The 20,617-nt window shown below is 42.3% G+C and carries 14 protein-coding genes and 1 pseudogene; 9 read left to right on the plus strand and 6 right to left on the minus strand.

All coding sequences use genetic code 11. The annotated features are described in order from the left end of the window. Positions 1 to 132: 132 nt before the first annotated feature. Entirely contained in the window at positions 133 to 675 is a 543-nt protein-coding gene (locus tag F7734_RS52640) for a PadR family transcriptional regulator (protein ID WP_166482703.1), read from the minus strand. Between the two features lie 190 nt (positions 676 to 865). Here F7734_RS52640 and F7734_RS52645 point away from each other — a divergent pair, with 190 nt between their 5' ends. From F7734_RS52645 to F7734_RS64695, 3 genes and pseudogenes are all read left to right on the plus strand, one after another. After that, positions 866 to 2,218: an efflux RND transporter periplasmic adaptor subunit gene (locus F7734_RS52645; RefSeq protein ID WP_155752220.1), complete on the plus strand. Its 1,353-nt coding sequence runs from the start codon at positions 866 to 868 to the stop codon at positions 2,216 to 2,218. Between the two features lie 52 nt (positions 2,219 to 2,270). Then, positions 2,271 to 5,468 (plus strand): efflux RND transporter permease subunit, encoded by a 3,198-nt coding sequence (locus tag F7734_RS52650; protein WP_347566442.1) that lies wholly within the window; start codon positions 2,271 to 2,273, stop codon positions 5,466 to 5,468. A 21-nt stretch (positions 5,469 to 5,489) separates the two neighbouring features. Beyond that, positions 5,490 to 5,624, plus strand: a pseudogene (locus F7734_RS64695) (IS4 family transposase); the annotation flags it as partial. Positions 5,625 to 6,087: 463 nt separating this feature from the next. Here the strand turns inward: F7734_RS64695 and F7734_RS52655 are convergent. Both F7734_RS52655 and F7734_RS52660 read right to left on the minus strand, forming a co-directional pair. After that, the gene (locus tag F7734_RS52655; protein ID WP_155752221.1) at positions 6,088 to 7,716 is read right to left on the minus strand and encodes a tetratricopeptide repeat protein; all 1,629 of its coding nucleotides are present in this window, start codon (positions 7,714 to 7,716) and stop codon (positions 6,088 to 6,090) included. A gap of 123 nt (positions 7,717 to 7,839) precedes the next feature. Next, positions 7,840 to 9,171: an O-antigen ligase family protein gene (locus F7734_RS52660; RefSeq protein WP_155752222.1), complete on the minus strand. Its 1,332-nt coding sequence runs from the start codon at positions 9,169 to 9,171 to the stop codon at positions 7,840 to 7,842. A gap of 260 nt (positions 9,172 to 9,431) precedes the next feature. Here F7734_RS52660 and F7734_RS52665 point away from each other — a divergent pair, with 260 nt between their 5' ends. Then, the gene (locus tag F7734_RS52665) at positions 9,432 to 11,477 is read left to right on the plus strand and encodes a GNVR domain-containing protein (RefSeq protein ID WP_155752223.1); all 2,046 of its coding nucleotides are present in this window, start codon (positions 9,432 to 9,434) and stop codon (positions 11,475 to 11,477) included. A 237-nt stretch (positions 11,478 to 11,714) separates the two neighbouring features. On the opposite strand, the gene F7734_RS52670 is transcribed toward F7734_RS52665, so the two are convergent. Then, a complete protein-coding gene (locus F7734_RS52670; protein WP_155752224.1) occupies positions 11,715 to 12,593 on the minus strand; it encodes an SMP-30/gluconolactonase/LRE family protein in 879 nt (292 codons plus the stop codon). A gap of 78 nt (positions 12,594 to 12,671) precedes the next feature. Then, on the minus strand, positions 12,672 to 13,607 hold the full coding sequence (locus F7734_RS52675; protein ID WP_155752225.1) for an NAD-dependent epimerase/dehydratase family protein: 936 nt from the start codon (positions 13,605 to 13,607) through the stop codon (positions 12,672 to 12,674). A gap of 233 nt (positions 13,608 to 13,840) precedes the next feature. Here F7734_RS52675 and F7734_RS52680 point away from each other — a divergent pair, with 233 nt between their 5' ends. The 5 genes from F7734_RS52680 to F7734_RS52700 all read left to right on the plus strand — a co-directional run bounded on the left by F7734_RS52680 (position 13,841) and on the right by F7734_RS52700 (position 19,046). Then, entirely contained in the window at positions 13,841 to 14,983 is a 1,143-nt protein-coding gene (locus F7734_RS52680; RefSeq protein WP_166482704.1) for a glycosyltransferase, read from the plus strand. 100 nt (positions 14,984 to 15,083) lie between these two features. Then, entirely contained in the window at positions 15,084 to 15,815 is a 732-nt protein-coding gene (locus F7734_RS52685) for a sugar transferase (RefSeq protein WP_155752233.1), read from the plus strand. Between the two features lie 407 nt (positions 15,816 to 16,222). Continuing rightward, positions 16,223 to 17,302, plus strand: a complete 1,080-nt coding sequence (gene gmd, locus F7734_RS52690; RefSeq protein WP_155752226.1) for a GDP-mannose 4,6-dehydratase — start codon at positions 16,223 to 16,225, stop codon at positions 17,300 to 17,302. 49 nt (positions 17,303 to 17,351) lie between these two features. Next, complete coding sequence (locus tag F7734_RS52695) at positions 17,352 to 18,296, plus strand: GDP-L-fucose synthase (RefSeq protein WP_155752227.1); 945 nt, start codon at positions 17,352 to 17,354, stop codon at positions 18,294 to 18,296. Between the two features lie 369 nt (positions 18,297 to 18,665). Then, positions 18,666 to 19,046 (plus strand): phosphomannose isomerase type II C-terminal cupin domain, encoded by a 381-nt coding sequence (locus tag F7734_RS52700; protein ID WP_155752228.1) that lies wholly within the window; start codon positions 18,666 to 18,668, stop codon positions 19,044 to 19,046. 2 nt (positions 19,047 to 19,048) lie between these two features. On the opposite strand, the gene F7734_RS52705 is transcribed toward F7734_RS52700, so the two are convergent. After that, entirely contained in the window at positions 19,049 to 20,566 is a 1,518-nt protein-coding gene (locus F7734_RS52705) for a diguanylate cyclase (RefSeq protein WP_155752229.1), read from the minus strand. Positions 20,567 to 20,617: the final 51 nt, after the last annotated feature.

The raw sequence follows: 20,617 nt of genomic DNA on the forward strand, positions 1-20,617 counted from the left end.
CTTATAAAGGGGGGAAATTGAATTTCCAATTCCCTCCCCTTTCCAAGGGGAGGGTTAGGGTGGGGTAATTAATTATTTCAGACTTATGTGTAGACGGTAGCCTTGGCAAGGGGGGACAGAGGGGGGTAATTTTTATTCCTTGACATTCTGCAACACTTCTATCGACTCTTCACACCAACTGTTCCACGCCTTCTCACAACAAATACCCATCTTCAAAACCATATATTGACACAACTCGCCATAAGATAGTTCTTCCGGATGGGCAAAAAGGCGCTTTTCTATCTCTTTATACGCTTCTAACCGCTTCAAGTGGAGACGGCGGTTCTGTTCTAAATGTTGAAGTAACACCTGGGGAGACACCAACTTACCTGCAAAAACTTTAACCAAAATGTCTTCTCGGATAGGTCCTAGTTCGCACTCTTCGTCAATCCACTCCGCTAACTTTTGCTGTCCGAGTTCGGTTAGGTGGTAAATTTTCTTGTCCAAAGGTTTTCCCTGGGCGATCGCTTCGACACTTACCCAGCCTTGTTCTTCTAGCTTTTTCAGTTCCCGATATATCTGTTGGTGAGTTGCTTGCCAGAAATAACCAACACTATCTTCAAATTCTTTTCCAATTTCATATCCACTGTAGGCTTTTTTCGCCAATAAAGACATAACAGCGTGCGCTAGCGCCACGATCGCAACCCCTTGACACGAACATTGTATTGAATATACATTAACAGAAATAGATTTTATGCAACTTTTTGCATAAACATAATTTGAGAAAAAAAATTGAACTAAGAAGTGCATTCCTAACAGTGGCTGTACCAATGAGGAACACCTGTATGGTCGTGCAATGTTGAGAATTTCTACGAGGACAGAACTTATGAGTGATGAGTCTGTAAAGCACGATACGGTATTGCCAATAAGCAGTAGTAACTTAGTGGAAGCCATGCCACCACTCAAATTGAGACGGTGGAGATTCGTTTTGGTAGGTGCGATCGCAATCCTAGCATTACTAAGTCTGACAATTACAAATCAAAAGAAAGACATACAAAAAACCTCTCCTGTCCGTATTATCCCGGTGAAAGCACAACCAATAGAAGCAGTCAAGTCCTATCAAGTGTTGCAAACTTATACGGGGGAGGTAGCAGCATTACGAGCAAGTGAATTAGGTTTTGAGAGATCGGGAAGAGTTGTTAAACTCAATGTCGATCGCGGCGATCGCGTAGTGGAGGGAACTGCCCTAGCAAAACTCGATATCAGTAACTTAGAAACACAACTCCAAGAATTGCTTGCCCGTAAAGCCCAAGCCGTAGCAGTTCTAGAAGAACTCAAAGCAGGACCGCGCATAGAGAAAATAGCTGCAGCCCGCGCCCAAGTCAAACAATTAGAAGAACTCTTAAAGCTAGACGAAATCAAACGTTCTCGAAGACAAGATTTATACACTCAAGGAGCCATTTCTAGAGAGCAGTATGACGAAGTCGCTTTCAACGCCAATGCCTTAACACAACGTCTAGCAGTTGCTCGCAGTGAATTAGATGAACTCTTAGCCGGAACTCGTAAAGAACAGATTGCAGCACAGCAAGCAGCAGTCAAACAGTTAGATGCCAGCATTGCCGAAGTCAAAGTTAACATTGCCAAGAGTACCATCAAAGCTCCTTACTCCGGGATTATTGCCGCACGTCGGTTAGATGAAGGCACTGTTGTCAATGCAAGTCAGTCAGTCCTGCGCTTGGTAGAAAATGCTAACCCAGAAGTAGAAATTGGAGTCCCCGTACAATTGACTCCCCAGATACAACCAGGTAGCCAACAGAAGGTGCAAGTTGGACAAACAATGTATAGAGGTAGAGTTGTATCAATTTTGCCAGAAGTCAATCCCACAACTCGTACTCGCACCATAGTGCTGAAATTAGAGAACTCCATAGCCCAATCCGTAGCACCCGGACAGATTGCAAGATTAGCCATTCCACAAACCATCTCAACAAATGGATACTGGTTACCAATTGCCGCCTTGGTAAAAGGAGAACGTGGTTTGTGGTCTTGTTATGCCTTAGCTACAGAAAAAAATTCACAAGACAAAACACAATCTTATCGAGTCGAACAGCGCAATGTAGAAGTGTTACACACTCAGGGAAACCGCGTTCTCGTGCGAGGAACACTCCTAGCAAGTGACATGGTGATAGTCGATGGTACCCAGCGAATTGTACCCGGTCAATTAGTCCAGATTAGCGATTAGGGATTGACGATTGGTCATTTGTCATTTGTCATTTGTTAAGGACTCATGACTAATGACCAATGACGAATTTAAAAATCCAAAATCCAAAATCCAAAATCCAAAATCCAAAATCACAATGTTTACCCTTTTCTATCGCAACCGCCAACTGCTCATCCTTACCTTGACACTCATTCTTGTCTGGGGATTATCTTCTTTCTTCTCCCTTCCTCGCCTAGAAGATCCAGAAATAACCCAAAGAGTTGCAACCGTCACAACTTTATTTCCTGGAGCTACTGCCGAGAGAGTAGAAACATTAGTCACAGAACCCATTGAGCAAGAATTATCAGAGATTGAAGAGGTAGATGTTCTCGAATCTCGGTCTGATACTGGAATTTCTATTGTTACCGTCAACCTGAAAGAAACAGTAGAAGATGTTGATAAGGTTTGGGCAAGAGTTCGGAGTCAGATTGATGATGCGATCGCACAACTACCACCAGGAGCATTGCAGCCTAAGTACGAAGATCGAGAAGTGAAAGCCAATTCCCTTATTGCTGGCTTAACTTGGCTAGAAAATACACCTGCAAATTACGCAGTATTGCGTAGATGGGCGGAAACATTGGAAGATAAGATGCGATCGCTGTACGGTACTGACAAAGTGGAACTCTTTGGCGATCCAGACGAAGAAATTCGAGTTGAAATCAACCCTGCTCATTTGGCAATGTTGGGGTTAACCACTGAAGAATTATCCCGTCAAATTCAAGCAAGTGATGCCAAGGTGAGTGCGGGGCAACTTCGCAGTACCACTAATGAACTATTATTTGAAGTGTCGGGGGAATTAGACTCTCTCGATCGCATTCGCAATATTCCCATTCGCACCAGTCAATCGGCGCAAGTGACACGTTTGAGCGACATTGCTCAAGTTAGCAAAGGTATTGTTGAGCCACCAAATAGTTTAGCCTTTGTTTCTGGCAAACCCGCCATTATTATCGCAGCTACAGTTGAGTCAGGAATCCGAGTCGATTCCTGGGCAGAATCAGCACGTGAAGTTCTCAAAAAATTTCAATCTGAATTACCCAATGGTATCGGTATCAAAACCGTTCTTGACCAAAGCCATTATGTTAAGAACCGTATTAGAGGGGTTATTCAAGAATTGGTTACTGGTTCGGTGCTCGCCATGGTGGTGATTTTATTTGCAATGGGTTGGCGATCCGCCGTGGTAGTTGGTGCAACTTTGCCCTTAGCAACGCTACTTGTGTTTGGTGGAATGAAAGTCTTGGGTGTTCCCTTGCATCAAATATCTATGACGGGATTAATTATTGCCATCGGTCTGTTAATAGATAATGCCATTTGCATGGCAGATGAAGTGCAAATTCGATTGCATCAGGGAATGAGTTCGCAAGATGCGATCGCAGACAGCGTGCGTCACATGGGAATTCCCTTACTCAGTTCAACTATAACAACAGTGTTAGCATTTTTACCCATTGCTCTAGCTCCTGGTGGTGTAGGGGAATTTACTGGCACTATTGGAATTAGTGGAATTCTTGGACTCATCAGTTCATTGTTGATTTCACTGACTGTTCTTCCTGCTTTGTCAGGTTTACTTCACCAGAGGAAGCAAAACTCTCGAATTCCAACTTGGCTGGAACAAGGTTTCTCCCATCCCAGTTTGACCCGACTTTACCGTTGGACATTACAGAAAACATTTAGCCGCCCCATGCTTGCAGTCAGTTTGGCTCTCCTAATACCAGTGACTGGATTTACCCTCAGTGTGGATCTGAAACAGCAATTTTTTCCTCCTGCTGGTCGAAACCAATTCTATATTGATTTTGAATTGCCAAGCCAAGCGGCTTTAAGTCAAACACAAACCCAAGTTCTGCAAGCACGGAATTTAATTCTCAAGCATCCTGATATTGTTGATGTTCATTGGTTGGTGGGGGAAAGTGCGCCAACTTTCTATTATAACGTCATTGGTAATAGGGAGAATGCAGCAAATTATGCTCAAGGACTCGTGCAATTGCGACCAAATGTTTTACCCAGTCGTGTTATTCAAAGCTTACAGGATGAGCTTGACAAAGCATTTCCCAGCGCTCAAGTCCTCGTGCGGCAAATTGAGCAAGGACCCCCGTTTGATGCACCAGTGGAAGTTCGCGTGTACGGACCTGACTTGGAAAAACTCCGGGTATTGGGCAATCAAATTCGTGCAGAACTCTCGCAAATTCAAGATGTACTTCATACTCGTGCTAGTTTGACAGACGCACAACCAAAACTCGCAATCAAAGTTGATGAAGAACAAGCACGAGTCGTGGGGCTAGATAGGAGTGCGATCGCCCGTCAACTGGACACGACCCTTGAAGGTATAACAGGAGGTTCTGTATTAGAATCAACAGAAGAATTACCCGTGCGTGTACGTGTATCGGACTCTAACCGTAGCGAACTCAACCAAATCGCCGCCCTTGACTTACTACCCAACGGAGCTTCATCTTCAGACAACAAAACCATTCCTCTCGCATCTGTTGGTGACGTACAGCTCGTTCCAGATTTAGCTGTCATTCCTCGTCGCGACGGAAGACGAGTTAACATTGTTCAAGGGTTTATCACGGCTGGGGCGCTACCTGCAGTTGTGCTAGCTGAGTTTCAACAACGCATACATTTAAAAAAATTGCAACTCCCCCCAGGCTATACTTTAGAATTTGGTGGAGAAGCAGAAGAGCGCGGGACTGCGATCGCCAATTTGTTATCTACAGTGGGAGTCTTAGGGGTGCTGATGACAGCAACATTAGTACTGACTTTTAACTCATTTGCTTTGGCAGGATGCATTGGTATCATCGCTTTACTTTCAGTGGGATTGGGATTGCTGGCTTTATGGATATCTGGCTACCCTTTTGGTTTTACAGCAATTCTTGGTACCATTGGGCTGATAGGAATTGCCGTCAATGAAGCGACTGTTGTTCTGGCAGCTTTGCAGGCAGATCCGCTTGCTAGTTTGGGCGATCGCTCAGCAGTACAAGAAGTCGTTGTGCATTCCACTCGCCATATGATTGCCACAACTATCACCGATACGGCTGGCTTTACACCCCTTTTGTTCGATCCGACAGGTTTCTGGAATCCACTGGCTATTATTATTGCTGGTGGTTTGGGAGGCGTAACTCTGCTGTCACTCTACTTTGTGCCTTCGGTATACCTGCTACTTGCACGTAGGAAGAAATCTGTTCCTACCTCTGCTTCACATTCTGTATCGTTATATTACAAAAAGATTATTACCCCACCCTAACCCTCCCCTGTAAAGGGAGGGGATAAAAGAGCCTTTCCTGTATATTTTGAACTCCTATCTAAGTTGGGAAGCAGTAATCTTGACGAACAAAAATTGTTAATATCTCAAGTTCTACCAATTTTTAAGCATAACAGAATTTGTTTATTGGGAGACAGAACCTTGAGGGGGTTTTAACAGCGGGGAGTCAGTGGTTGCAGGTGCTGCAGTGGTTAATGGTACGGTGTATTGGGGCTCAGGCTACAGCCGCTACGGCAAAGGCGTGTTTAATAATAAGCTATACGCATTCACAGTTTCCAAATAGAGAGCGGCGGTAGTACTAGGGGTATTGTTAGGGTTGGTGTTACCAAGTGCCAACTAGCAGCATAAAGTTCCGCCTTTACATAGAGTCAGTCAGGTTGTTATAAATTTTAGGCGACATCCGGGCATTGGTCACAAGTTAAGCTTATAAACTCTTTGTCAATAAGCAATAATGCTGAAAAATTGGGACAAAATCGGGGTGAAAAACCGAATTTTTCAGCCTGCGATCGCGTCATATCAAAAAGCGTCCTTTACTCCTGTCCTCAAAACTGAGTATTAAGCTAAATTCGATACTCAGTACATCTTGGAATTTATAGCTTAATTACTGTTGACAAAAAGAGATTTGCTTTAACTTGTGACGAATGACATCCGGGTGCTCTTCTCCCAGCAACCGTTGCCTTAGTTCTAGTGCTTTTTGAAACAGAGGCTCCGCTTCAGAGTACCGTCCTTGGGAATAGTAGAGATTAGCTAGATTGTTGTAACTGGTGGCGACAGAGGGATGCTCTTCTCCCAGCAGCCTTTGCCTTAGTTCTAGTGCTTTTTGAAACAGAGGCTCCGCTTCTGTATACCGTCTTTGGGAATAGTAGAGATTAGCCAGATTGTTGTAACTGGTAGCGACAAAGGGATGTTCTTCTCCCAGGAGCTTTTGCATCATCTCTAGTGCTGTTTTAAACAGAGGTTCTGCTTGTTCGTACCTTCCTTGAGATGAGTAGAGTAAAGCCAGGTTGTTGTAACTGTCGGCAACAGAGGGATGCTCTTCTCCCAGAAGCCGTTGCCTGAGGGACAATGCTTTTTGATACAGAGATTCTGCTTCGCTGTACCGTCCTTGAAATTCGTAAAGTTCTGCCAGGTTGTTGTAAATTTGGGCGACATCGGAATGTTCTTCTCCCAGGAACCGTTGCATGAGCGTCAATGCTTTCTGATACAGAGATTCTGCTTGCTCGTACCTTCCTTGGGATGAGTAGAGATTAGCCAGGTTGTTGTAAATTTGGGCGACATCAGGATGCTCTTTTCCCAAGAGCCGTTGCCTGAGCGACAATGCTTTTTGATACAGAGATTCTGCTTGCTCGTACCTTCCTTGGAAATAGTAAAGTCCAGCCAAATTGTCTAAACTGGTAGCGAAATCTTCATCTAAACCTAATTCTTTTTGCAATTTCAGAGCTTTACAGCTATACTCTATAGCTAAATCTAATTCTTTTTGATAGTCCTGCGCTTCACCTCGTGCCCATCTCTGTTCATAAATCTTCGCCAATTTCATATACAAACTGGCTAATTTTGCGTCTTTAATTCCGCTTTGCTGTTCTATTTGCTGAATTAATATTTGTAAATCCTCAAGGGGTAAGAAATAGTCATTATCGCTATTAAAATCTTCTAACTCCGTACCTGTTAATGCAAAACGTATCCCCTCCAATTCTCTTGTAGAAATTACATTTTTCTTATGGGAAACAAACCGGAATACTCCATTCCGCCAACTCCAAAAATCCGGCGCTTTTTTAATTAAATTAACCATCAATTGATGTGTCACCCATAAAATAATTGTAAAGGGAAATTCTCGCAAACCTTCCCTTGTCCACTGCAAATAACCAAAAAACTTTTCCTGTGCTGATTGTTCTTCCCCCAGTCTTAGAAAAGACAGCTTTTCTGTACCCGTGACAGTAATCACAGATGGTTGATGCTGTTGTAAATATTCCGATTTTTCTACTAGTTGTTGAATAGCAACTTTTAAATTTGGTTCTTTTGCGTCTAATGTAATACGATAGGTATGAAAATGAGGATTTAATTCTGTTTCATAGCGTTCGATTATTTGATGACACAAAGCAATGCGATCGCACACACCAATCAGTAAATTTAACTTACCTTCTCCAGCTTCAATGGAGACAATTAAATCATCATAAGCATCTTGATTTGGTTCATCAAGGTTTATCTTTTCATTTTGATTATTTGCCTGCATCAATTAACCCCTCCTCACGCAACAATTCAACAACAATTGGATGAACATCATACCAATTTTGATTGTTCCGAAATGTGGTTCATTTAAATAGGTAATCTTCGAGCGTAAAGGGAGTAGTCATTTTTACATCACCAACTGTTCCCAATTAAAGATAGTACTCCTATTGCTGTGTGTTTCTTGGAGAACAGCACCTAGCCAAAGAAAGAAGAACCAAATAGAGATTGCCACCCAACTTAAAGGGATAGAATTCATCTGTATGTACAGTACGATTAAGCAGGCAAATGCTCGTTTGCTTAAAATACTGCCACGTACAGAAGGAGTGTAAAAAGCAAAGAGTGTAACGATTAAGGCAAATATTAAAACAATCAAACCAACTATGCCGTGTAAATAAAGCACTGCAGCATAACTAGAAAAAGAGGCAAGGGTGACGTACTCGTTGTCATACACGTTTACCGAACCACTGATGACTCCCCAACCCAGCCAAGGTTTCTCTTGCCAAGCCTCAAGAGTTTTACTGACAACTAATGCCCGTACTTTTGATGATTCCGCACGAGCACTATCAAAAATTTCCATGGGTTTATCTACTAAATCTCCTACTGTTAACCCCAGAAACGAGCAAATTAAAAATGTCAATGAGGCTAACCAAAGATAAATTTCTTGGATGATTTGACTTTGGAAGCAAACAATAATCAGAAGTGCTAGGGGTAAGCAAATCCAAGCCAAACGACTAAAGCTTACTATTAAAGCACACAATGAACCAGCTAATGCCCAGTTGCGTAACTGACGGTTTGTTTCTCCAAGACAAATTAGGAAACACAAAACACCACAAATGCCTAGAATGGGAGGATCGGGTGTGTAAAGGACTGTTCTTGGTAGGGGAATACCAAAGAAAGGTTGGATGCTAGCAAGAACAATCATCAAACTGCTTTTTTCTCCAGGAACCAAACGTGCTAATAGTGGTGCATAAGCTGTGTCACGAATGCCAACAACCAGCAAAACCATCTGAATGGCTGTTGCAATCAAGTAGCTTATTGCCATCACAGCAGTTGCACGAGTAATCACGTGCGTTCTTAACTTAGTCCAGAATGGTAACACCAAGCACGCAAAAATGAAGAAGTAACTTTTCAAAAAGGTGACTGCACCTGCTATAGTTTCTTTTAAAGGAAAACCCATACTGTGAAGACCAATCGTTGCAGTCCAAAGCATCACTAATGCCATTGCCAACCAAGCCCAAACACATACAGGTAGAGAACCTTTCGTGATTTTGTCTAGATCGAAGGAGGCTACGAATAACGCGATCGCGACTGCTGGGTAAAACAAAGGCTGTATCCCTAAAAGCCACCAAACAGGTGTCAGAACTATTGACCAAAAAACTATCCTTTCGGTAGCGGACAGATCGCTGAAGTTAAAGTGTTGGATACCAGAGCTAGGTTTGTCGGATAAGACGTTTGGCATCGATCTCGAAAATAGGGAGTAGGGATTGTGTTCCTCGGTTGTGGAAAATCGCCCATGACTATCTTTTTATTTTGATGGGAAGATTTTCGACACTCATCAATCAAAAATATACTAAAATTTTTCCAATTTTACCGTTATATATTGTAAGATACAACAAAATCACAGTACTATCATTTAACTGAATTCAACAGGACTCGGTTAACTGTTGTGTCAGTGTCAATTGTACAGTAAAGACGCAATCGCAAGTTGGAGTAATTTAGATGAATAGAGTACTTGCAATCACAGGTAGACATTGGAAACCCTTGCTATTCTTAAATGCGCTCTTGCTTGCATCTGCCGTTGCATATGTTCATTATTCGGAAAAAGTGTGGACTGCTACCACACAATTGATTCTGCCCGATCCCACAAGTAATCTAGATGCAAATTTGGGAACTCTTGGCTCGCTGAAAAATCGAGAGCCGGGATTTTCCGATCAAGTCAATCCATTGAAGGTTCAAGCATCTATTCTAACAAGTGATGCGATACTGGAGCAGGTATTAGCCACCGATCCTGAGAAAAGTAAGTTCGATCGGCTTTTTAAATATAAGAAATTGTTTGACGTTACACCTCAAGAAAAGTCTACTATTATCTTGATGAGCGTTAATGGATCTAGCCCTGCATTGGCGCGATCGCGTACCAATAACCTCATAAAAGCTTATCAAAACCGTCTCAACGAGTTACGGCAAGCCAACAGTCAAGCGCGGCTACAGTTTTCTCAGAAAGAATTAGACCAAGCAAAATATAGATTAGTTCAGGCACAAATAGAATTGTCAAATTTCAGGCAATCCACGGGTTTAGCCAATGTTGAAGAACAAACGAAAGGTTTAGTCAACACCCTTGACACTCTAACAGCATCTTACGCACAAGCACAAGCACAAGCAGAAGCTTACCGAAATCGAGCCGTTTCACTCTCAAATCGCTTGAATCTAACATTTAACCAAGCGGTGAAGTCCGTAGGTTTGAGTGAAAACGAGAATTACAAGTACGTTCGACAGAAACTAGCTGAAGTGGAAGCTGTCTTAGTGCAACAAAGAACTACATTAACAGAAGACCATCCACAAATTCAAAATCTTGTGAATCAGCGCAACCAATTGCAGCGTCAACTCCAGCAATACATTGCTAGTACAGCTGCAAATACCAAAGTAGACACCACAATTGCATCAGAAAGTCAAGCAGGGCGTTCCACTCTTATTCAACAATTAATATTGGCAGAAAGCGAAGCAAGTGGGCAAAAGAAACAGGCAGAACTATTAAATCTCCAGATTGAAAAATTGAATACTATCTTAAAGTCTCTTCCAGCAAATCAGCAAAAATTAGTAGAACTACAGCGACAAGTTGACGTTGCTGAAGGTGTTTATAAAGGTTTGGTTGCCCAAGTACAGCAGAATAACATTGACGCCTTTAACGCCTATCCAAACGTACAGGTACTCGATCCACCCAAAGTAGACTCAAAACCAACTAGCCCCAAAATCTCTTTGGTTGTTATCAATACTTTTCTAGCAGCAATTATTAGTAGCCTTGCCTTGGTGTTGTTGTTAGAAAGACGCAACCCTTTGCTCAGCCCCAAAGATTTACAAGCAATCAGATTTCGGATTGTGGCGCGAATTCCCCGACTCAAACAAACAAATGCAGGATGGCAACAGGGAAAGAATACAGAAATCGAGTTTCAACGCCTTGCTTCATCAATTAGTTTGCAGTCGATAAACGACGGTCGGCTGTTAATTACCAGTGCCATTATGGGAGAAGGGAAAACCACGATGACAGTGGGACTAGCTTCTGCACTTGTAGATTTGGGTTTTCGAGTCTTAGTTGTGGATGGAGATTTAAGACACGCACAACTGAGCCGATGTTTTGGTTTTACCCAACACTCACAAATCACTTCACAGCCAGTAGAAATACAACCCAATCTTGACTTATTAGCAACCGTCCCCCTAGCAGGTGAAAAAATTGTGCAGTTAGTCAGACAGGGAAGGTTCGAGCAGATGTTAAGGGCTGCCCAATCCACAAAAAATTACGATTACGTTCTCATTGACAGTGCCCCCGTAAGTTTGACTAGTGAAACTGTCCTTATGGCTATGGATACACCAAATGTAATGTTTGTAGTTCGCCCTGGAATCAGTCACAGTCATGCCGTACAAGAAAGCCTCGAACAACTGACTCAGCACAATGCTTGCTTAATTGCTTTGGTCGTTAATGGAGAAGAAACAAAGACCAGACCTTATGCTTACCGTTTTAATAGTTCTGGTTCTTTGCTCAACAAAGTTTAAAGATGCTTGTCAATGATATGACCTCCGTACTCTCTTCGCCTAGAGCAAACAGTACTACCTTAGAGGTATGTGATAAATGCTACTTTTGACTGATAAAAAATCCTTGGGAATTGAGCATACTTTTAATTATTCCTCTTCAGGCACAGGGTTCTTTCTTCTTCAGGACGGGGTGTATTCTCTTTCAAACTTTGTCTGACCTTTTATTCAAGTTGGGTGTATCTACTTTTTAAATTAAGTCTAAGAGTCAAAATGATAGGAAGGTAACCCAGCAATATCGGTTTGCACTTCAAATAAGTCGCCAGAAGAAACACTTTTGTCAATTTCCGCTTGACTAAGCCCTACAGAAGCAGTTGTGATGTAAAGTAATTTCAAATCCTTGCCACCGAAAGTGCAGTTGGTAGTAAGTTTTACAGGTAATTTTATCCGCGAAATCTCTTGACCTGTGGAATCAAAGCGAATCACACATCCTCCCTCCCACATTGCTGACCAAATATGTCCTTCACTGTCTACGGTCAATCCATCGGGAAAAAATGGCTCGTGAGTTAGATCGACAAATATGCGACGGTTGCTAATATTACCTGTTTGTGCATCAAAGTCGTAAGCATAGATTTTTTGCTGCTGGGAATCGGTCAGGTAAAATATTTTACCGTTAGAACTCCAGCCTAAACCGTTGGAAACTGTCAATCCTGTTTCCATTAAATGCAGGGAGTTGTCGGGATCGTAGCGGTAGAGACAAGCTTGAGATTTTTCCTGACTCATGGAACCAAACCAAAAGCGTCCTTGAGGATCGCATTTGCCATCGTTAAAGCGGTTATTTGGCTTATTTGTCTCAACTTGGATGATAGGTGTGATTTCTCCTGTCTGAGTGTTGAGAAATGCTAAGCGATCGCGTTGTGCCATAATTAATCGATTTGCACCTGCAAGGGCAACACAACCGACAACATCCTTTACATCAAAAAAGGAATTTTGTCCAGTGGCAGGGTTGAATTGATGGACACGGTAGTTGTAAATATCTACCCAGTAAAGTAGCTTTTGGGTTGCATCCCAAACCGGACTTTCTCCAAGACGGGCGCGGGAAGCTAAAACGTTCTTTGGTTGGTATTGAGGTTGATTCATGTTGGTTGGAGAATAATCTCACGCAAAGGCGCTAAGACGCTAAGAGGAAGTTTGTGCCTTTGCGTCTTTGCGTGAAATTCATAAAGATTGCAAAATTTCTTCATCAACTGAAAAATCTATTTCCGAGCGCTCGCGACCTGAAGCCAGATAATCATTCTGGTAAGAGTCTTTGAGACCGGAAATTAGGTCATATTCGGGTTGCCAGTTTAATTGTGTTTTTGCTTTCTCGACAGAAGCAAAAAAGTGCTGTACGCGCAAGGGAAAGGCTTTGCGCTTGCCAAAATCAAATTTTTTGGGCTCGTAATGTACGATTTTGATTTCATCAACTTCTTTGCCAGCTGCTACAGCACAAGCACGGGCTAAGCCATCAAATGTGACGTAGCGATCGCCCGATACGTTGTAAATTTGTTTGACGGCGTTGGGATTGCCCAAAACTTTGGTCATTGCTGTTGCTAGGTCTTTTACGTGTCCAAATTGGGTAATGTGTAAGCCATTACCAGGAATGGGGATGGGACGATTGCGAGTGATTCTGTCAAAAAACCAAGCTTCGAGATCGTTGTAGTTTAGAGCACCGTATATGTATGTGGGGCGAATGGAGGTCAAAGGCAATCCCAGTTGTGTTAGATACGCTTCTGTTTCGTGCTTACCTAAATGGCGGCTTTTGGGATCGACTGTATCCCCTTCTACATGAGGCATTTGGTCGGATTTAAGATATACCCCAGCAGAACTCATGTATACAAAATGTTGTATCCGGTCTTGAAAAATTTCCGCCAGTGGTTGAGTATCAGAAAGTTCCCTTCCGTTATTGTCAAAGATGGCATCAAAATTTTCGTGGGATAATTTCTCCTTGAGTTGAGTAGCATCAGTGCGATCGCCCGTAATTTGTCCTACCCCTTCTACGGGTACCGGACGATTACCACGATTGAACAGAACAACTTCATGCCCCTGTTCCACTAGTAGTTTAGTTAGGTAAACACCAATGAACCGAGTGCCACCCACAATGAGAATTCGCATAAATTGTCATTTCCTTCGTCAGTTAATTTATGGAGTGACCCAATTTGAGAGTATCAGGTTGTGGTGTTTCCCTGGAACCTCCGTTGAGAGGATTACGTCTTTTGGTAACAACAGGAAGTATGAAGGATAAAGGGTAAAGGATAAAGGATAAAAAGTCCATACTTCATACTTTATACTTCATCCTTTAGGTGACTGACCGAAGCGTGTTCTCTACCAAATACTCATAGTTAGCTGTGCCCTTGAAGTATGCCTTGGTTCATGAATGGCTGACACCGAAAGCCACTGGTGGTTCGGAACTTGTTGTGCAAGAGGTTCTCAATCACGTTGATGCTGATTTATACGCTCTTATCGACTTTGAATCCATCAATCCCAAAAGCTATTTGTACAAGCGAAAAATTGGCACAACATTTCTTCAGAAGCTCCCATTTGCCCGAAAAGGTGTACAAAAATACTTACCTTTGTTGCCACTAGCTATAGAACAGCTAGATTTGCGGGATTATGACGTTATTTTGTCTTCATCTCATGCTGTTGCTAAAGGAGTCCTGACTACACCCGATCAAGTACACATTTGTTACTGTCACAGTCCCATGCGTTATGCCTGGGACCTCACCTTCGATTATCTAAATCACAGTAAGCTAGGTAGTGGTATCCCTGGTTGGCTGACACGCTATTTGCTGCATGGTTTACGCCAATGGGATGTATTGACAGCAAATCGAGTGGATTACTTTATTGCTAACTCCAAGCATACAGCTCGCCGTATCTGGCGTTGCTATCGAAGAGAAGCAGAAGTGATTTACCCACCAGTAAACGTTGACATTTGTCCATTTTTGCCTCAAAAGGAGGAATTCTACCTAATTGTTTCCCGGTTAGTAACTTACAAACAAGTATCGTTAATAGTTAGGGCATTTAATAAACTGCAACTACCGTTAGTCATAATTGGAACAGGACCAGAGATGAAAACGATCCGCAGGATAGCAAATAGCAATATACAAGTACTGGGCTGGCAACCCGATGATGTTGTGAAAAAGTATATGGCAAATGCCAAAGGATTTGTATATGCAGCCTGTGAAGATTTTGGGATTGCTTTAGTAGAGGCGCAAGCTTGCGGCACCCCAGTTATCGCCTATGGTGCAGGAGGAGCACTGGAAACAGTGCGCGATTTGCGTAACTCAAGTGATACGGGAACTGGTATATTTTTCAAGGAGCAAACCGAAGCCGCACTAGTAGACGCAGTAGAAACCTTTGAAGCGTATCGCGGGAAATTCAACCCTGAGTATGCCCGAGTTCACGCTACCCAGTTTTCCCCGCAAATCTTTGCCAAGCGGTACTTAGGCTTCTTAAATAAGTGTATAGAAAAAAGACCATTACCCAATTGATGGTCTTGTTTTGCTAAGGATTGGCAATTTGCCAATCCTTAGGAACTCCTTTTAGCTTTAAGATTGGGACTATGTGTGGTGTGGATTGTTAAGGAGTATGATGACTGCCCAGAGCTCACTCCTCTCCGGGAAACGCTCGCGTACCTTCTTTAAACGCGGTCAACCAAAAAAGACGCCTCGAATAAAACCCAAAGGTTTGTCTTTCCAGGCTTTAAACGGAGAGTTTGCCAAGCGACTATTCGACATTGTGTTTTCGCTGTTGGTACTTATTTTGTTTTCCCCCGTCTATTTACTCTTGGGCTTGCTGATTGCGTTCAGCTCAAACGGTCCAATTTTTTATATTCAAGAACGGGTCGGTAAAAATTACAAACCTTTTAATTGTATTAAATTCCGAACAATGGTAACCAATGCCGATGAAGTTCTAGTTCAAATCATGGAAACATCGCCTCATTTGCGAGACGAGTTTGAGACCACCTTTAAGCTCAAACACGATCCCCGTATTACCAAGATTGGTCGTTTCTTGCGAATTACTAGCTTGGATGAATTTCCCCAGTTCTGGAATGTATTAAAAGGAGACATGAGTGTTGTCGGTCCGCGACCTTTAGTAGAAGAAGAGTTACCGAAATATGGTTGTTACATAGACCAGATTCTCACAATCAGACCGGGAATTACTGGATTGTGGCAAGTCTCCGGGCGTAATGATATTCCCTATCCGCGACGGGTTCAAATAGATCTGCATTATGTCAAATTCCGTAACTTGTGGTTGGATTTGTGGATAATTTTTAAAACTATCGGCGTTGTCGTTATTCCTAAAAATAATGGAGCATATTGATATTGCGTCGATCTAGCTAAGATCCTGAATAAATTACAGAGTCAAAAGTCAAAATTGGATCGGGAACTTTTTTTGACTTTTGACTTTTTGCTTTGCAGTTTTTTGGCTAGCTCCCCGACTTGTTGAAGAAGTCGGGGACTTGGGAAATTTCATACAATCTTTACAGAACTCGATTATAGATGAATATTGGATAAAGATTCTAAAAAAATTACAAAAACAATAAATTTTTTTCGTTAAGTAAGGTAAGCCTTACAGCCAGCATTCAATTCAGCAGATTTACTTATGTCAACAAGCTAAGGTACCAGTGAGATTCGTAGGTTTCCCGTTGGGCAATTGAACAAATACCTGTTAGGTTATACCAGGGTTTTCTGTAAACATTTCGCAGTAAAAACAAGGAAAAATTAAGCATGACGCAACGGAAGCGAGCGTTAATTACTGGTATTACCGGTCAAGATGGTTCATATCTAAGCGAATTTTTGCTAGAGCAAGGTTACGAGGTTCACGGTATCATCCGTCGAACTTCCACTTTCAATACAGATCGTATCGATCATTTGTACGAAGACCCTCATAAAGAGGGAGTGAAGTTACTTCTCCACTACGGGGACTTAACAGACGGTACCACTCTGCGCCGAATTCTTGAAGAAGTTCAGCCAGTGGAAATTTATAATTTAGGTGCTCAATCCCACGTTCGGGTCAGCTTTGATTCGCCAGAATATACAGTGGATTCAGTGGGAATGGGAACCTTACGTCTGTTAGAAGCAATTCGCGACTATCAGCACCGCACTGGCATTCAAGTGAGATTTTACCAAGCAGGTTCTTCGGAAATGTATGGTTTGGTACAAGAAATCCCACAGAAAGAGACCACACGGTTTTACCCCCGCAGCCCTTACGCCTGTGCAAAGGTTTACGCTCACTGGCAAACAGTCAATTACCGCGAATCATTTGGTATGTTTGCTTGTAACGGTATTTTGTTCAACCATGAGTCTCCCAGACGGGGTGAAACTTTTGTAACGCGCAAAATTACAATGGCGGTTGCTAGAATTTTTGCAGGTAAGCAGAAAAAGCTGTACATGGGGAATCTGGATGCCAAGCGTGATTGGGGCTACGCCAAAGATTACGTGAGAGCCATGTGGCTGATGCTACAGCAAGACCAACCAGATGATTACGTCATTGCGACGGGCGAAACTCATTCAGTACGGGAGTTTTTAGAACTGGCTTTTGGTTATGTCAATCTGAATTGGCAAGACTATGTGGAGTTTGATGAGCGCTATCTTCGTCCGGCGGAAGTCGATTTGTTGATTGGGGATGCTACCAAAGCGCGGCAAAAGTTAAACTGGGCACCGTCGGTAACATTTGAGCAATTGGTCGCCATCATGGTGGAAGCTGACTTACAAGCATTGGGTCTCAAGTCGCCAAATGGTAAAGTCGCAAAGGTGTTGCAAGACAATGCCATGATTCGGCAAGAACTGGGTGTGCTCCACTTCTAATAAGCGATTAGTAATGAACTATCAGCTTTTGCTACTATAAGGACAAAAAATGAGCACCTTAGAATTTAAGAACAAACGTATTCTCGTAACTGGTGGAGCCGGTTTTTTGGGACGGCAAACGATTGCCCAACTTTGTCAGGCTGGCGCTGACCAAAACAAAATTACAGTAACGCGATCTCTTGAATGCGACCTGCGAACATGGGAAAATTGCAAAAGAGCAGTCGATCAACAAGACATTGTCATTCACCTAGCAGCCCATGTAGGAGGAATTGGTCTTAACCGTGAAAAACCAGCTGAATTGTTCTACGACAACTTAATGATGGGTACCCAGTTGATTCATGCTGCTTATCAAGCTGGAGTAGAAAAATTTATCTGTGTTGGGACTATCTGTGCCTATCCCAAATTTACCCCAGTCCCATTTAAAGAAGATGACCTGTGGAATGGCTACCCAGAGGAAACAAACGCCCCCTATGGAGTCGCCAAAAAAGCCCTTCTCGTTCAACTGCAAGCGTACCGCCAACAGTACAACTTTAATGGCATTTACCTGTTGCCAGTGAACTTATACGGACCGGAAGACAATTTTGACCCCAGAAGCTCTCACGTCATTCCAGCGTTAATTCGCAAAGTTTATGAAGCACAGATAAAAGGAGAAAAGAAACTCCCAGTTTGGGGTGACGGTAGCCCAACTCGTGAGTTTTTATATTCAGAAGACGCAGCACGAGGTATCGTCATGGGTACCCAATACTACAATGAGTCCGAACCCGTCAACTTGGGAACGGGATATGAAATTTCTATTCGCAATTTGATTCATCTCATATGTGAGTTAATGGAATTTGAAGGCGAAATTATTTGGGAAACAGATAAACCTAACGGTCAACCTCGCCGTTGTTTAGATACAGAAAGAGCCAAGAAAGCTTTTGGTTTCACTGCCCAAGTAGACTTTAAGCAAGGGCTGAAAAATACAATTGACTGGTGGCGTAAAAACGCTGCTTAATCATCGTGAAAAGTTAGCGCCCCACCTCGTTAGCGCCCCACCTCGTCCACCTCGTTCCCAGCCTCAGGCTGGGAATGCCTTTTAAGAGGCTCCGCCTCCTGGATGCAGCTATAGCAGTCCTAAATGATTTACAAACACCTCTTCCAAGTCTTCCTTGTCCTCCTTGTCTCCCTTGTCTCCCTTGTTTGGATCTCAAATAGGATTGCTATAGCTCTCGCTCGGCAGCAAGCTGTATCCTTTAAGAAGTCTGGGATCTAAACATAAAAAAGGGAATTTATCATGTGGTTACATTTTTTGATACCTAAGCTTCTGCTTACCTAGGCTCCTTACAAAATAGTGATTGTTCTCTGGTAAAAAGACTTAATAATTATGGCTCAAGCTGAAAATAGCACTCAGTTAAACGTAAATGTGGCTTCCTCTCATTCTGGTACGAGATACTGGGGCAAAGTTGAGGTCATAGAAGAAGGAGAATATTACCGAATTAGCCGTGTAGAAATTAAACCCAAGCACGGCATTAAACCACAAATTCATTACCATCGCAGCGAACATTGGGTTGTTGTTTCAGGAATTGCAAAGGTTAGCTGTAATGACCAAGAAATATTACTAAACTGCAATGAGTCAACTTTTGTGCCACCTGCAACGCTTCACAAGGTGGAAAACCCAGGATGTATTCCACTGATTATTCTCGAAATTCAAAATGGAGAGTATTTGGGTGAAGATGATACCGAACGCCCTATGGATTTGACTTGAGTTCAACTATTAGCCGTAGAGGAAATGGGGAGGTAGTAATTCATTGCTCGATCGCGCCCTTGCTTTTTCGCTTGATAAAGTGCTTTGTCGGCTATTGTGAATAACTCCTCAGGTTGCTTCTCTGGCGTTGGAATCAAACTACTGACTCCCAAACTTAATGTTATACAACCTTGACTTTGGGATTGAGGTGATGGTAATTCGAGTTGTTGTATTTCTGCACGCACAAGTTCTGCCACTTGCATTGCTCCTGTTAAAGTGGTGTTGGGAAGAAGAATTGCAAATTCATCTCCACCATAACGAGCAACTAAGTCAGCAGGGCGTTTTAAACAACGACTAATCGTACTGGCAACTTGTTGCAAACAATAATCTCCGGCTAGATGACCTAGTGCATCATTATAGCCTTTAAAATTATCAATGTCGCACAAAATTAACGACAAAGGTGAATGCTCTCTTTGCAGCCTCCGCCATTCTTGCTGTAAAACTTGGTCTAATTTGCGGCGATTGGCTACATGAGTTAATCCATCTAAATGAGCAAGGCGTTCTAGTTCTTTATTTGCTTGTTCTAATTGCTGATAAAGCTTTGATTGCTGAATTGCGATCGCCAATTGATCGGTGATGACTCCAATAAGTTGTAAATCTGATTCCGTCCAAGGATATGATTGATGTCTCACAATACAAAGACTTCCCCAAACCCGCTCATCTAAATAAATAGGGATGGGTAAGCAAATTTTTGAATACTGTTCTTGGAGCAAATTTAAACTATCGGTTGCTTGATTGACTTTATCCAAGCAAAAAGCTTGTAACTGTTCGAGTTGTGCAGCTAAAAAATTTTCTGTTGGAAAAATCTCTTGTCTTTGTGCAGTTGGGGACAATGTTGTAGGCAAATACTGTTCTACTAGTTGCCATATTTCTTGGTTTGGTAAATACTCCATAATCCCAACCCACCTCGCTTCGACTAAATTACCTATGGCTGTTACAGTCGTAGAAAAGATAGCAGGTAAGTCCAAAGAATTGCGGATTGCTTGAATCATACGATTTAGTGTTTGCTCACGCTGGTATTGCGATCGCAATGCTGCTTCTGTTTGTTGGCGCTGTAAAACCTCGCGTTCAAGTTGTTGTTTTTGAGAAAGAATCATGATTTGATTGTTAACTCGTGCCAAAATTTCTTGAACTTGAAATGGTTTGGTGACGTAATCTGCTGCTCCAACTTGAAATGCTTTAGCTTTATCTAAGCCTTCACTTAAGCCGCTCACAAAGATAATTGGAATGTCTCTAGTTTGCGGGTCTATTTTCAACTTTTGACAAACTTCATATCCAGTCATATCTGGCATCAGAATATCCAGCAAAATTAAGTCGGGTGGTGAAATTAAAGCTACCTCAAGTGCTGCTTGACCGCTTGTTACAGGTCTAATTTTATAACCATTTTTTCCTAAAATTTTAAAGAGTAAACCTAAATTAGATGGTGTATCATCTACCACTAAAATTTCTGCTCTCAAAGTATTTTTCTTTGTATAACTCATTGGGTAATAAGACAGAACTATAAAAACATATTTCTACTTTTGCTTTAAAAA

The sequence above is a fragment of the Scytonema sp. UIC 10036 genome, assembly GCF_009725235.1.